This is a genomic window from Fictibacillus norfolkensis (assembly GCF_014836645.1).
GTDB classification, from domain to species: Bacteria; Bacillota; Bacilli; order Bacillales; family Fictibacillaceae; genus Fictibacillus; species Fictibacillus norfolkensis.
Genome location: NZ_JACSQM010000004.1, coordinates 147737 through 161678, shown reverse-complemented (window position 1 = coordinate 161678; position 13942 = coordinate 147737). Strand labels below are relative to the sequence as shown.

The following is a 13942-nucleotide window of genomic DNA, read 5'->3' as shown; positions in this document are numbered from 1 at the left end:
ACTGTCACATTCTGCCTTTATCTTATACTATTGTGCATAGGATGTAAATTTTTCATGAGTGAAATGATGAAAAGAGCGAGAAATTTTTATTCTCGCTCTTTCTTTAATGTTTCATGAGCAGACTTCACAACTTCTTCAATATTTTCTGAAGTTATCGTCATGCAGTCCTCATTTTTTACTTTTCCATGCATTAAAAACTCAATGTTTCCATCCCCACCCGTTATAGGTGAGAAGGACAGTGCAACAGGGTTAATCCCTGTTCTGCGAGCAAAATCCGTAATCTCTTCAATCACGCGTTTATGAACTTTCGGATCTCTAACAATTCCCTTTTTCCCGACTTCTTCACGTCCTGCTTCAAACTGAGGCTTGATCAAAGCGATCACATCTCCAGTTGGCATAAGCTGAGTCAGCACAGGAAGTATGATTCGTAGAGAAATGAATGAAACGTCGATCGTTGCAAAGTGAGGGATTCCCTGTTGAAGCTTATCAGGAGTTACATATCTAAAGTTTGTTCTTTCCATCACCGCTACCCTTGAATCGTTTCTCAGCTTCCAAGCGAGTTGATTGTAGCCCACATCGATCGCATATATATAGGAAGCACCATTTTGTAAGGCACAGTCCGTAAAGCCACCTGTTGAAGCCCCAATATCCATTCCTATCTTTTCTTTAACTTCAAAATCAAAGATTTTAAGTGCCTTTTCAAGCTTAAGCCCGCCTCTTCCCACATAAGGGATAACATCTCCTTTAACTTGAAGAGGCGCATCTTGTTCTATCTTTTCTCCTGGCTTATCCATCCGGTTCGTTCCTGAGTACACGAGGCCAGCCATAACAGATCGTTTGGCTTTCTCTCGGGTTTCACAAAGTCCTCGATTGACAAGCAGTACATCTACCCGTTCTTTTTTCATGTAAGAAGACCCTTTTCTGCCTTTCTTTTAACAAGAGCTTTCACTCGCTCAACAAGATCAGGTGTTGTAATTCCGATCTCTTCTAAAAGTTTTGTTACACTTCCATGCTCGATAAAGCAATCTGGTATACCCATACGATCAATGATAACATTTGCCTGATGGTCAGCCGCATGCTCTAATACCGCACTTCCAAAACCGCCTTGAAGAACAGCCTCTTCTAACGTTAAAATAGGCATGTTTTCTGCATAAAGCTCTTTGAGCATTTTTGAGTCAAGTGGTTTGATAAAACGAGCATTGATCACGCGTGCTGAGACACCTGATTTCGCAAGGATCTCCCAAGCTTCAAGCGCCATTGGAATCGTTGTTCCAAATGTTAGAATCGCAACGTCATCTCCATCTTTCAGCACTTCCCATGAACCAATTGGAATGTTCTCTAACTCTTCATCCATCGGAACTCCAGAACCGTTGCCTCTAGGGAATCTGATCGCAATCGGACCATCTTCATATTTAAGAGCAGAGTATACCATATGTTGAAGCTCGTTTTCATCTTTCCCCATCATCAATACCATATTTGGAATATGACGCAAGAAAGCAATATCAAATACACCTTGGTGCGTTTCTCCATCAGCACCAACGAGGCCAGATCTATCTATTGTGAAAACAACATTCAAATTCTGTCTGGCTACATCATGAACTACTTGGTCGTAACCTCGCTGCAAGAACGTAGAATAAATCGATAGTACCGGTTTCATATTCTGTGTAGCAAGTCCAGCTGCCATCGTAGTGGCATGCTGTTCTGCAATACCAACGTCAAACAAACGATCAGGAAACGCTTTTCCGTAATCAGTGAGTTTAGAGCCTATCGTCATAGCAGGCGTTATCACTGCGATTCGATCATCTTTATGTGAAAGCGTCTCAAGTGTTTTACTTACCACTCCGCTGTAAGATGGTCCAACTTGCTGCGGTTTGATCTGTTCACCTGATTCAATCTTATAAGCACCAACGCCATGCCAGCTATCCTTTTTATCACTTTCAGCCGGTTCATAGCCTTTACCTTTTTTCGTAAGAACGTGAATGATTACGGGACCTTTTGTCTTTTTCGCATATGTTAGATTCTCGATCAAGTCATCTACATCATGACCATCTACTGGCCCTAAGTAGGTGTAGCCTAGCTCCTCAAAAAACATTCCTGATACTAACAGATACTTTAAGCTATCTTTTACGCGTTCTGCTGTTGCAGCCAATTTACCGCCAAAAGCAGGAATTTTACGGATTAAAGATTCTAGTTCATCTTTTGCTTTATTATATTTTCTAGCTGTTCTCATGCGTCCTAAAACGTTATGAAGAGCTCCCACATTTGGAGCGATCGACATTTCGTTGTCGTTAAGCACAACGATCAAGTCTTTCTTTTCATGTCCGATATGGTTGAGCGCTTCTAGAGCCATCCCGCCTGTTAGGGCACCATCACCAATGACAGCAACAACTTTATCATCGGTTTTCTTAAGGTCTCTAGCGATCGCCATACCCATTGCTGCAGAAAGTGATGTAGAACTGTGTCCCGTTTCCCAAACATCATGTTCGCTTTCAATTCTCTTTGGAAATCCACACAGACCTTTATACTGTCGAAGTGTATCAAACTGCGATGCTCTCCCCGTAAGAATCTTATGCACATAGGCTTGATGACCAACATCCCAAATAAACTTGTCTTTAGGACTATCAAAGACTTTATGCATAGCGAGCGTTAGCTCTACAACGCCAAGATTCGGCCCAAGGTGGCCTCCTCTAACTGAAAGTTTTTCAATTAGAAAAGAACGAATTTCGGCAGCTAATTGATTTAATTGTTCAGTTTCATACGTTTTTAAAAACTGAGGATCTTGAATTTCTTCCAGGTTCATGGAATATGCCTCTCTTTCCATTAACGCCTTTTCTTCTCTCTTTTAGCAGGCGATAGCAGTTTAATTCTTAATTTTTCCTCTAAAAAATATAATAAACGCCCAACCTGAAAAATAATAAAGGTTGAGTGGTTGATCGCATATGATTTTCCTAGCGCTTTGCCTCCTACAGTAAGTGCAGCAACTACACTAGTGAAGACGATTGAGATCAAATACTCAGAGTTTGATCCAGAACTATTCCCCATAGAAAGTGTAAGTTCTACTACTACTGCAGCAGATGCCGTTCCGCTAACAATTCCAGAGATGTCTCCAATAACATCGTTACAAAAATTCGCTACACGATCTGCGTTTCTTGTAATGATTATAGCATGTCTTGCTCCAGGAACCTTCTCAGAAGCCATCGCATGAAACGGAACTTCTTTCGCAGCAGTTGATGCCACCCCTACTATGTCAAACAGAACCCCGGTTAATACGATTAGAAACACGATTCCCATGCCTATCGCCCACGAAACTCCATTTAACAAAAAAGACGATACAACTGTAAAAATAGCCGCTAACACAAGAGTGATAACGGCAATGCTTGTACTCCATTTGAGTGTTTTAGTAAAGGAATGCTTCATGCATAACTCCTCACTTTTTGGTCACTTTATGTAATAGGGAGTGGTCACCTTATTAAGTAAAGACTGCGGCTTAGGTCCAGTAGGTTTTCCCAGAAGAGTACGAAATGTCGCCATATTCGCGGTTTCCCTTTACTCTCTTCTTAACGCTGTTGCCAAACGTTAGACTAGATTACCACTTAGTCCGCACTATAATCCCTAAAAGGTGTCAGGGCAGAACAGTCTAGGAGTTTTCCTCAACAGCCTCGCGCACATTCCCTAGCCTCTTTTGCAGAGAAGATTTCATATGGTATAAAGCTCAAAATCAGCGGCCAACCGATACAGGCTTTTCACACCATAATCCCCTCAAGCTCCACTCAAGGCAGGCTACGCTGCTCGCCTTCTTTTCCTGTGAACAAGAAAAAAAGCTAAGCAGGTTCAAACCCCATTTCGCAGTAAGGTCTTTTGAACACAAACCGCAAATATGGGGGCCTCCGCGGAAGAAGGGTCCTCGCCCACATGCCATTGTGGATCGCCCTTCAACCTTAACTCCCAGCGATGACCCAAGGCTGGGCGCCTCAAGCCATTACAAGGAACTTCATCGATGTGCCCTTTGGCGGATTTTTAGGCCCGCCTTCAGGAATGGGGGGCTGACTAGAATACTGCACCACTCCAAAGCAAATAATATCATATCATACTTCCAATTTCGCAACAATCTCTTAGTGGTTTCTTTTTATAATGTAGTCAGCGATGGACGCTAATATGCCTGTATTTCCGTTGATCTTGTTTAAATGTTCCAAAGAAATATGTATATGATTTTCCATTTCTTTCTTTGCCCCGTCAAGACCAAGAATTTTAGGATAAGTAGTTTTCAGATTAGCCTCATCACTTCCAACAGGTTTACCTATTTCTTCTTGTTTCCCTGTTACATCTAATATGTCATCTTGAATCTGAAAAGCAATCCCGATATGCCGTGCATAGTTCGTTAAATGGATAAGAACTTCATCAGTAGCTCTCGCTGCAATTCCACCTATGATTACTGAACATTCAAGCATCTTACCCGTCTTTTTTTCATGGATGCTTTCTAATTCTGTTAACGTGAGGTCTCTGTTCTCTCCCTCTATGTCTTCTACTTGACCACCAACCATACCTGTTGCACCTGCAGCTCTTGATAGAACAGTGATCATTTGAACTTTTTGATCCGAAGTTAAATACGAGTTGTTAGTGATTAAGCTAAAGCTTTCTGTCAATAAAGCATCTCCTGCCAAAATGGCTTGAGCTTCGCCAAAAACTTTATGGTTCGTGAGTTTCCCTCTTCTATAATCATCATTATCCATAGAAGGAAGATCATCATGAATCAAAGAATACGTGTGAACAAATTCGATAGAACAAACCACATCTACTAGTTCTGCTGTATTCTTTTCAAATGATTCCATGACTGCAAGCGCTAAGATCGGACGTATTCGTTTTCCACCTGCAGAAATAGAATATAGCATCGATTTTTTCAATGTATCTGGAGCATCCAATTTTTTTAGGTGTGCTACCATCTTTTCTTCAACCAATGTTTTTTTATCTCGAAGATATTGTTCAAACGCTATCAATGATCTTCCTCCTGAATCGCGAATGGTTCTTCTTTTCCATCTTCATGCAAAATCGTATCCATCTTCTTCTCAACGTTCTGTAATTTCGTATGACATAATTTGGAGAGTTTCATTCCTTGTTGATACAGGTCGATACTCTCTTCTAAAGGAACATCTCCCTGTTCAAGCTTTTCAACGATTTCTTCAAGCTGTATCATCGCTTCTTCAAATGTAAGTTTGCTTGTTTTTTCAGTCATTCGTAAAAGACGCCTCCGTTCCAGTGATGTGACAATCAATCTGTCCATCTTTTAACTTTATCGTTAATGCATCTCCCGCCTTTACCTGTGATACGGACTTGACCAATTCGTCTTTGCCTTGTTTATAGGTCAAGCTGTACCCTCTATCCATCACAGCCAAAGGATTGAGGGAAGATAGCCTAGAAATCTTGTTTGAAAAATCTCTCTGGTGCTGCCTTACGTGACGATTTGTTTCTTTTAGCAATGTCTTATGCAAAGAAACGATTCTTTCGTTTGCCTTCTGAAGCTGGCCTCTTGGTGAAAACAGGAACAGTTGACGTTTAACCTGTGAGAGTTGATTCTGATGTTGATCAACAAAACTTCCAACCTTACGTTTTAATTGATCCATACACCTATCCAGTTCTTGCTCTTTTTGTTTGATCAATTGAGTTGGATATTTAAAAGCATATGATTTTTGCAGTCGGGAAAGATGCTGTTGATGACCTGCAACAAACTCATTCATCACCCGTTTCAGGCGAACATTTCTTTGGAATAATCGATCCTTCAATTCATCTAGATGAGGGACAGCCATCTCTGCTGCAGCTGTTGGTGTTGGTGCTCTTAAATCCGCTACAAAATCTGAAATCGTAAAATCCGTTTCATGTCCCACAGCAGAAATGACCGGCAGATGTGATTGAAAGATCGCTCTTGCAACACTTTCTTCATTAAACGCCCATAGCTCTTCTATCGATCCTCCACCACGTCCCACGATTAGAACATCTGATTCATTCAAAGCATTGGCTCGTTCGATCGCCCGCACGATGGATGGAGCAGCACCTGGTCCTTGAACAAGCACTGGGTATACAGTGACCGCAGCTAGCGGAAACCTTCGTTTTATAGTAGTCACGATATCCCTCACGGCAGCTCCTGTTGGTGAAGTGACCACACCGATCGTAGAAGGAAATTTAGGCAGCGGCTTTTTATGTATAGGGTCAAAAAGCCCTTGTTGATCTAACATATTCTTAAGATTTTCGTACGCCAGAAACAAATTACCAACACCGTCTTGCTGCATCGTTCTGACATAGAGCTGGTATTGTCCTTGAGGTTCATAAACAGAGAACGAACCTTGGATTAAAACATTCATTCCTTCTTCAGGTTTAAAGTTTAAATGCCTGTTGTTTCCTGCAAACATAACAGCAGAAACTCTGCTGTTTGCATCTTTCAACGTAAAATACAGATGACCCCTGCTATGAAGCTTAACATTTGATAGCTCACCTTTTACCCAGACGTCTTGTAAATTACCGTCATTTTCAAATAGCCTCTTTATATACCGGGTTACAGCCGATATTGGAACATACCGATTGTTGTTTTGCATTAATGTACTTCCTTTAACTGCTTTCTCCATTTTGAAGCAAGAACCGTATTGTTCATTAACATCGTGATCGTCATAGGACCAACCCCTCCTGGAACAGGAGTGATATGTTTTGCTTTAGGTTTAATGGCCTCATAGTCCACATCTCCACAAAGCTTTCCATCTTCCTTGCGATTAACCCCTACATCAATAACAACGGCACCTGCTTTTACCATATCTTCTGTAATAAGGTTCGGTTTTCCTACCGCCGCAATTAAAATATCAGCTTGCAATGTTTGTTCACGAAGATTTTTAGTTCTAGAGTGACAAAACGTCACCGTCGCATTTTCCTGCAAGAAAAGCTGGCCAGCTGGTTTTCCAACAAGGTTGCTTCTCCCTACAACTACAACATGTTTCCCTGATATACCTTCACCGGTTTGTTTAACCATCTCTAAAATTCCAAGCGGAGTGCAAGGTATGAATGCTTGCTCATCTCCTGCATGCATCCGTCCAATATTAATCGGATGAAAACCATCTACATCTTTTTCAGGCAAAATCGCCTCAATTACTTTTGATTCACTTATATGTGAAGGAAGGGGAAGTTGTACGAGAATCCCATCAATTTGTTCGTCATTGTTAAACGCTTGAATGTATTGTAACAATTCATTCTCAGAAATAGTTTCAGAAAGCTCAGTCATTACCGAATGCATACCGAGCTCTTTACACGTTCTTTCTTTTGCTAATACATATGAACGAGACGCTGGGTGATCGCCTACTAGAATAACAGCTAAACCTGGAACAATTCCTTCTTGTTTAAGGTCTTGGATCTCTTTTGCAAGTTTTTCTCTGATCTCTCTCGCAATTTGTTTTCCGTCTAACACAGCCATTCTAAAGTCCCCCTCAAAAGTAGTTGGTTTTATAAAATTAATTATGGTTAATATCTTTGACTATTTTTCCTAGGACACCATTTACGAAACGTCCTGCTTCTTCACCGCCAAAGATTTTAGCTGTTTCAATCGCTTCATTCAACGTTACGTTCTTTGGAACCTCTTCCATGAACAACCACTCGTAAGCCGCCATCTGAAGAACAACACGTTCTACGTTTGCTAGTCTTGAAAAGCTCCATTTCTCTAAATAAGGCGTTAGAAAACGCTCGATTTCTTCTTTCTTTTCAACCGTACCATGAACCATACTTGTTAAAAATTCGTCTGATGGCTCTCCTTCTAAAACATGCTCCATAGCTTCACTAGCTGAGATGTCACTTACTTCTATTTGAAAAAGCGATTGAAATGCCTTTTCTCTGGCAAGTCTGCGTTTCATAATCCGACTTCCTTTCTATTTGCGAACAATTTCTATCTAGCATAATACCATATTGTTAGGACTCGTTACAATCCGAACAATGGACTTACTAACGCTTCCGAACATTCAGTTTTTTTACTTTCTGTTAAGGGATTCTAGAAAAATGAAAAGTATTTTATCTTTTTACTCTCGGGGCTTCAAAATTACTCTCATCTATACTAGGTGGGGTATCCAGACTGTAAATTTAGAAATTCACGAGATAATTCTAGAAATTCTGGACTTAATCCGGCGAGTTTGGGCTATATTCCGGCGAGATTTTTCCATATACCAGCGAGTCGACATCACTCGACTACTATTCTGCCACTTATACCCCCGCCAACTTTAACTTCAACGGGCTGAAGGTTTTCTTCACATCACAAAATCAACTTGTAATAAACAACAAGAAAAAAGACCAAAGGGCAAGTAGAACCTCACCCTTTGATCTTTTTAATAATCTACTTCTGGTGCTTCATTCTGTTTTTCTTTTGAATCAAATTGAACACCAACTACGAATACGTTGATATCCGTTGCTTCTAGTGCTGTCATGTCTAGAAGCGCTTGTCTGATATAATCTTGAATTTTTTGAGCCACATCTGGAATCGCAACTCCATATTTCATTGATACGTATACATCAATAGAAATACCTGCTTCTGAGAGTTCTACTTTAACGCCTTTGCCATGCGTTTTCTTTCCAAGTCGCTCTACTACACCACTTGCAAAGCTGCCTCTCATGGAAGCGACACCTTCAACATCTGAAGCTGCAATACTTGCAATGACTTCGATAACCTCAGGTGAGATCTCCACTTTTCCTAATTCTGATGAGTAACTTTCCATTTCAAATGATAGTTCGTTCATCACTTAAACACCTCCGTACTTATTCGCTTTTTGAAGTTAAATCATGATTTTCTAAAAACTTTGTATTAAAGTCACCATTCACAAAAGTCTCATGGTTTAACAGACGCAGGTGGAACGGAATGGTCGTATGAATTCCTTCGATAACAAACTCGCTTAGGGCACGCTTCATACGGTCGATTGCTTCTTGTCTAGTATTTCCGTAAGTAATAACTTTAGCAATCATAGAATCATAAAATGGTGGAATCGTATAGCCTGGGTAAACAGCAGAATCAATTCGAACACCTAGACCGCCTGGTGGAAGATACATTTCAATCTTCCCAGCAGAAGGCATAAAATTCTTCTCAGGGTTCTCTGCATTAATTCTACATTCGATCGACCAGCCATCAAACTCGATATCTTCTTGTTTGTATCGCAATCTCTCACCTGAAGCTACTTTAATCTGTTCCTTGATTAGATCAATTCCTGTTACCATCTCAGTTACAGGATGTTCTACTTGGATTCGAGTGTTCATCTCCATGAAATAGAAGTCACCTGTATTATGATCAAAGATAAATTCAACGGTACCAGCACCAGAATATTGAACGGCTTCAGCTGCTTTTACTGCTGCATCCCCCATCTCTTGACGTTTAGATGGGGAGATAGCTGGAGATGGCGTCTCCTCTAAAAGCTTTTGAAGACGTCTTTGGATACTGCAGTCTCTTTCTCCCAAGTGAATAACATTCCCATGGTTATCTGCAAGCACCTGTATCTCAACATGTCGGAAATCTTCAATGTATTTTTCAATATACACACCTGGGTTACCAAAAGCAGTTGCTGCTTCTTGCTGAGTGATCGCAATGCCTTTTAAGAGTTCCGTTTCATTCTTAGCTACGCGGATCCCCTTACCCCCACCGCCTGCTGTTGCTTTAATAATTACAGGATACCCAATTTTATTGCTGAGTTCAATGGCTTCTTCCTTGTCCCTAATAATCCCGTCAGAACCCGGTACGATAGGAACTCCGGCATCCGCCATCGTCGCTCTCGCAACATCCTTAATACCCATCTTGTTGATCGCTTCAGCACTTGGACCAACAAACGTTACATTGCATTCTCTGCATAGTTCTGCAAAGTCAGCGTTCTCTGCCAAGAATCCATATCCAGGATGAATGGCTTCTGAGCCCGTTAGTGTCGCAACGCTCATTATGTTAGTAAAGTTTAAGTAACTATCTTTTGAAGCAGTCGGTCCGATACAATAAGCCTCATCTGCCAAACGGACATGCAAGGCATCTTTATCGGCTTCTGAATAAACGGCTACTGTTTCAACACCAAGTTCTTTGCATGCGCGAATAATCCTTACAGCAATCTCACCACGGTTTGCTACTAATAGCTTTTTAATCATAGACATACCCTCCTATTCTGCTTTCACAAGGAACAGAGGTTGTCCGTATTCTACTAATTGTCCGTTCTCAACTAGTACTTTTACGATTTCACCATTCACTTCAGATTCAATCTCATTGAATAATTTCATCGCTTCGATAATACAAACGATGCTATCTTTTGAAACTTTATCTCCTGGCTTAACAAATGCTTCTACATCTGGAGATGAAGCAGAATAGAACGTTCCTACCATAGGAGAAACTACCTTATGTAAGTTAGCATCTTCGTCTGCCTGTTTTGTTTCTTGTTTAACTTCTGTATTTTCCTTAACTGTTTCAGCTGCTGGAGCCTGTTCTTTTACTGGTGGCGCTTGAGTGACTACGGGTTGAGAAACAACTTCTTCTGCTCCATAAGAAACTACTGATCCACTGTCCTTTTTAAGAACGATCTTAGAGCCGTCATTTTCGTATTTGAATTCGTTGATGCTTGATTTGTCAATAAGTTTAATCAATTCACGGATTTCTTGTATTTTTAGCATGATCTCTACTCCTTCTAACAATCCTATCCAGTTTAGATTTTTTATTTAGCACCTTCTATTGTGACTAGGTCTTAACACATGTAATATACCACATTTCTTTTTTCGTGGATACATTAGAATCATGTTCATGTTAATAGTACACGATAACACCTCACTTTGTAAGCGTTTACGGTTACTCTTCACTTTTTTCTATCATTTCCCGCCACAAAGAAATGCAAACTTGAATGACGCTTTAAGTTTCTATCCAATATATCATGAAACCGCAAAAAGAAAAAAGCCGGAATTTCCGGCTTTCATACTCTTTTACGCTTATTTATTTGGACGCATGATATTCAACCGCTACTGTTTTCCCGCTACCAAGGTGTTCGTTTGCAACATTCATGATCTCAACGACTTCTTTTTTCGATAGTTTATCAGCTTTTACGATTACTTTGATCTCATTGTTCATCGTGCTTACTAAAGCATCATTGAATCCCATCGATTTGATCAATGTTTCTACTGTTGATTCTTGCATAGTAAGTGACTGAAGCTCAGTCATCTTCGCCCAAGCATCAGCTTGAACCTCAGCTGAAGCGTCCTCAGAACCGGCAACAGCTACATAATCAGCACTCATCTCATCACGAACTTCATCTCGCTCTAGGCGAAGCGCAGTAAACACATCATCGTTTGCAACACCTGAAACTGTCGCTTCTTTACCTGACTTCTTTCCTGCCTCCAAATATGCAAGATCATCTGTTCCACCAGGTGCTGTAATATAATACACAGACAACACAATGATTAAGCTAAGCATAGTCAGAAGCCAAACGGTTTGTTTTTTCAATAACATTTGTTTATTCCCCCTCAGGATTTTTTGGTCCTACAAAAATTTGATCACTACCTATATCAAAAACTTTCTTAACGAGCTCTATGATCATAGACTTTGTCTGGATGTTCTCTGCCCCTTGTGCCAGTATAGCCACACCTTTAATCTTTGGTTTTTCTGTTGTGACGATGATCGGCTCTTCTCTGCCGTCATTTGAGATGATTACTACTTTTTCATCTATCTTTTGATCTTCTATCGTTCTCTTACCGCCATTTTTATCATTTTCCGATGTAGTCTGGCTCTGTGTGCTATCATCTGTAACGAACTCTTTTCTCTCTGTTGTTGAAAGTTCTACCATTACAGAAACTTTGCCAACTCCTTGCATCTGTTCTAATAGATCTTTCAGTTCGTTAGAGTAAAGATCTTCATACGTTTTGATATTTTTGTCAGTTACTTCTTTAGCTTGTTTAAAAACCGCCTCTGATTTAACCTTCGTTTCTGGCACTAGTCCGTTTAATGAACTTTTTTGAGCAGGGGAGTCTATCATCTTGCTAATAAACATAAGAGAAATTCCCAATAGAAGTAATACAAGTAAGTACTTTTGTTTATTCCCTGCTTTATCACTCAGCTGCAGCCGTTTTTTTATCTGTTCCCAAAATGAACGTTTCATTGGGATAACTCCTCTCCCCCTTCCAAATGTACATCAACTTGGTTTGCATCCAGCTGCCACTGACTGGATAAGAACTGGATGACTTCGCTTGAAACCGGTTGTTCGAGAGTTTCTTTTCTCTCTGGATCAGATACACTCACATCTACTTCTGATACTTCAGAGATTTCTGCTTGGTCGTGATACTTGGCTAGTACCACTTTGGCACCCCTTATATCTTCAGGCTCCAACGGCTCATCACCAATTTCCGTTCGAATTTGAAGATCGACAATCTCTAACTCATAAGTCTGTTTCAACTCCTCTTGAACTTGTTTTTTCATTGGGACAGCCATTTGCTCTAATATATATGCACGTTGAGCGGATTGTATTTCACTTTTATTCTCTTCTATCGAATTTTTTATTTCGTCTTCTTTCACAGCAGCTGGTAGATCCATGGCAAGAAACACTTGATCGAGATCTGAATTTATTAGTTTGAACAGTGGAGAGAGCATAGCAAGCAGTATGAGCAAACCTACAACCATCTTGATATAATTTTGAAATTGATTTCCAGGTAACAACAGCTCAATGACTCCAGCCAATAGTACAAGAATAATAATATTGGTTATCCATTCGGTTAAGAATGCCATGACTCACCTCCTATCGAACCATCAGTGTAACGTTGCCGGCTGCGATTATAATCGTTATCGCTAAAAAGAACATAATAGACACCGTCATAAGGGCAGCAAAGATAAACATGACGCTCTTACCGATGATGCCTAATGATTCAACGATCGGCCCACCGCCTAAAGGCTGAAGGAGGGCTGCAGCCATGCTATATATAAAAGCTAGTATTAAAACTTTGATGGCAGGAAAGATAGCCAGTAGAAGCAATAAGAGTGCTCCTATTATGCCTACCGAGTTTTTAAGTAAGATAGAAGCGCTCATAACTGTATCTGTCGCATCTGTAAACATACGTCCGACAACCGGAATAAAATTTCCTGTTATAAATTTTGCGGTCTTGATCGTAATGCCATCTGCCACTGCTGCTGTTGCACCTTGCACGCTCATTACACCGAGGAATACTGTGAAAAAAAAGGCGAGCGCTCCCATGCTGACATTTCGCAAAAGCTTGGCCAACTGAGTAACTTTGTGATGCTCTGACATCGTAGAAACGATGCTTAATAGTGCAGATAGAAAAAGAAGTGGCAATACAAAATTCTTTATTAATAGACCGCTTGTATTTACTAAAAATAAGATAACCGGATGAAAAAAGGCGACTGAAGCAAGGCTTCCAACAGTTGCCATCAAAGCTAGAAGAAGGGGTATAAGTGCAATCATGAAACTTAACATATTATCAATCGCTTCTGTCGCATAAGAGATGGCAACGTGAAAACTGTTTAAAGCTAAGATGATCAAGACCATATAGACAATGCCATACGCCACTTTTGAAATAGCGGATCGATCGAAAGCATTCTGAATGGATTGAAGGAGCATGCTGAAAACGGTGAGCAGAATTAAGGTTCCAAGCAGCTTTCCGTGAACAGCAAGTTCATGAAACATAAACTTCAAAAGACCAAGCATGTAACCTTTTATTGAAAAATCTTTTTCTCCTTTTACAAATTCAAGGAAGGTTCCTTTTTGGCTTTCTGGTAAGAAACCGCCATATTCTTGGGAAATGCTATCCCAATATTGTTTGATCTCATCTAACTGCATGGAGGAAACTTGTTGATCTACCATTTTTGAAGTGATCGAGCTCGCTGATGCGGATTCTATGGGGCCAAATAGGATGAAGGAAAAGATTATGAATAGAAGAAGACTTGTCCGCATCATCACTTTCTGCATCTTTA

Annotated in this window: 15 protein-coding genes; all 15 read right to left on the bottom strand. The window is 40.4% G+C overall.

Features of this window, described 5'->3' with window-relative positions; all coding sequences use genetic code 11:
* Positions 1-86: 86 nt before the first annotated feature.
* The 15 genes from H9648_RS10980 to spoIIIAE all read right to left on the bottom strand — a co-directional run bounded on the left by H9648_RS10980 (position 87) and on the right by spoIIIAE (position 13937).
* Complete coding sequence (locus H9648_RS10980; protein WP_191753874.1) at positions 87-905, bottom strand: TlyA family RNA methyltransferase; 819 nt, start codon at positions 903-905, stop codon at positions 87-89.
* Positions 902-2800 carry a 1-deoxy-D-xylulose-5-phosphate synthase gene (gene dxs, locus H9648_RS10975; protein ID WP_191753873.1) on the bottom strand — a complete coding sequence of 633 codons (1899 nt, stop codon included), beginning with the start codon at positions 2798-2800 and terminating at the stop codon, positions 902-904. The genes H9648_RS10980 and dxs overlap by 4 nt, the downstream gene beginning before the upstream one ends.
* Before the next feature lie 20 nt (positions 2801-2820).
* Positions 2821-3417, bottom strand: a complete 597-nt coding sequence (locus H9648_RS10970) for a hypothetical protein (RefSeq protein WP_191753872.1) — start codon at positions 3415-3417, stop codon at positions 2821-2823.
* Between the two features lie 695 nt (positions 3418-4112).
* Positions 4113-4994 carry a polyprenyl synthetase family protein gene (locus H9648_RS10965; protein ID WP_225218849.1) on the bottom strand — a complete coding sequence of 294 codons (882 nt, stop codon included), beginning with the start codon at positions 4992-4994 and terminating at the stop codon, positions 4113-4115.
* The gene (locus H9648_RS10960) at positions 4991-5230 is read right to left on the bottom strand and encodes an exodeoxyribonuclease VII small subunit (RefSeq protein ID WP_066396014.1); all 240 of its coding nucleotides are present in this window, start codon (positions 5228-5230) and stop codon (positions 4991-4993) included. Before H9648_RS10960 ends, H9648_RS10965 begins: the two co-directional genes overlap by 4 nt.
* On the bottom strand, positions 5223-6584 hold the full coding sequence (gene xseA / locus H9648_RS10955; protein ID WP_191753871.1) for an exodeoxyribonuclease VII large subunit: 1362 nt from the start codon (positions 6582-6584) through the stop codon (positions 5223-5225). Before xseA ends, H9648_RS10960 begins: the two co-directional genes overlap by 8 nt.
* Positions 6584-7447 (bottom strand): bifunctional methylenetetrahydrofolate dehydrogenase/methenyltetrahydrofolate cyclohydrolase FolD, encoded by an 864-nt coding sequence (gene folD, locus H9648_RS10950; protein WP_191753870.1) that lies wholly within the window; start codon positions 7445-7447, stop codon positions 6584-6586. Before folD ends, xseA begins: the two co-directional genes overlap by 1 nt.
* A 37-nt stretch (positions 7448-7484) precedes the next feature.
* A complete protein-coding gene (gene nusB / locus H9648_RS10945) occupies positions 7485-7880 on the bottom strand; it encodes a transcription antitermination factor NusB (protein WP_191753869.1) in 396 nt (131 codons plus the stop codon).
* Between the two features lie 465 nt (positions 7881-8345).
* Positions 8346-8753 carry an Asp23/Gls24 family envelope stress response protein gene (locus H9648_RS10940; RefSeq protein ID WP_137788933.1) on the bottom strand — a complete coding sequence of 136 codons (408 nt, stop codon included), beginning with the start codon at positions 8751-8753 and terminating at the stop codon, positions 8346-8348.
* Positions 8754-8772: 19 nt separating this feature from the next.
* Positions 8773-10131 (bottom strand): acetyl-CoA carboxylase biotin carboxylase subunit, encoded by a 1359-nt coding sequence (gene accC, locus H9648_RS10935; protein ID WP_191753868.1) that lies wholly within the window; start codon positions 10129-10131, stop codon positions 8773-8775.
* A 12-nt stretch (positions 10132-10143) separates the two neighbouring features.
* The gene (gene accB / locus H9648_RS10930) at positions 10144-10647 is read right to left on the bottom strand and encodes an acetyl-CoA carboxylase biotin carboxyl carrier protein (protein ID WP_191753867.1); all 504 of its coding nucleotides are present in this window, start codon (positions 10645-10647) and stop codon (positions 10144-10146) included.
* Positions 10648-10960: 313 nt separating this feature from the next.
* Complete coding sequence (locus H9648_RS10925; RefSeq protein ID WP_191753866.1) at positions 10961-11473, bottom strand: SpoIIIAH-like family protein; 513 nt, start codon at positions 11471-11473, stop codon at positions 10961-10963.
* 4 nt (positions 11474-11477) lie between these two features.
* Positions 11478-12119 carry a stage III sporulation protein AG gene (spoIIIAG, locus tag H9648_RS10920; RefSeq protein WP_191753865.1) on the bottom strand — a complete coding sequence of 214 codons (642 nt, stop codon included), beginning with the start codon at positions 12117-12119 and terminating at the stop codon, positions 11478-11480.
* Complete coding sequence (spoIIIAF, locus tag H9648_RS10915) at positions 12116-12742, bottom strand: stage III sporulation protein AF (protein WP_191753864.1); 627 nt, start codon at positions 12740-12742, stop codon at positions 12116-12118. The genes spoIIIAG and spoIIIAF overlap by 4 nt, the downstream gene beginning before the upstream one ends.
* Before the next feature lie 10 nt (positions 12743-12752).
* On the bottom strand, positions 12753-13937 hold the full coding sequence (gene spoIIIAE / locus H9648_RS10910; RefSeq protein ID WP_225218848.1) for a stage III sporulation protein AE: 1185 nt from the start codon (positions 13935-13937) through the stop codon (positions 12753-12755).
* Positions 13938-13942 lie beyond the last annotated feature (5 nt).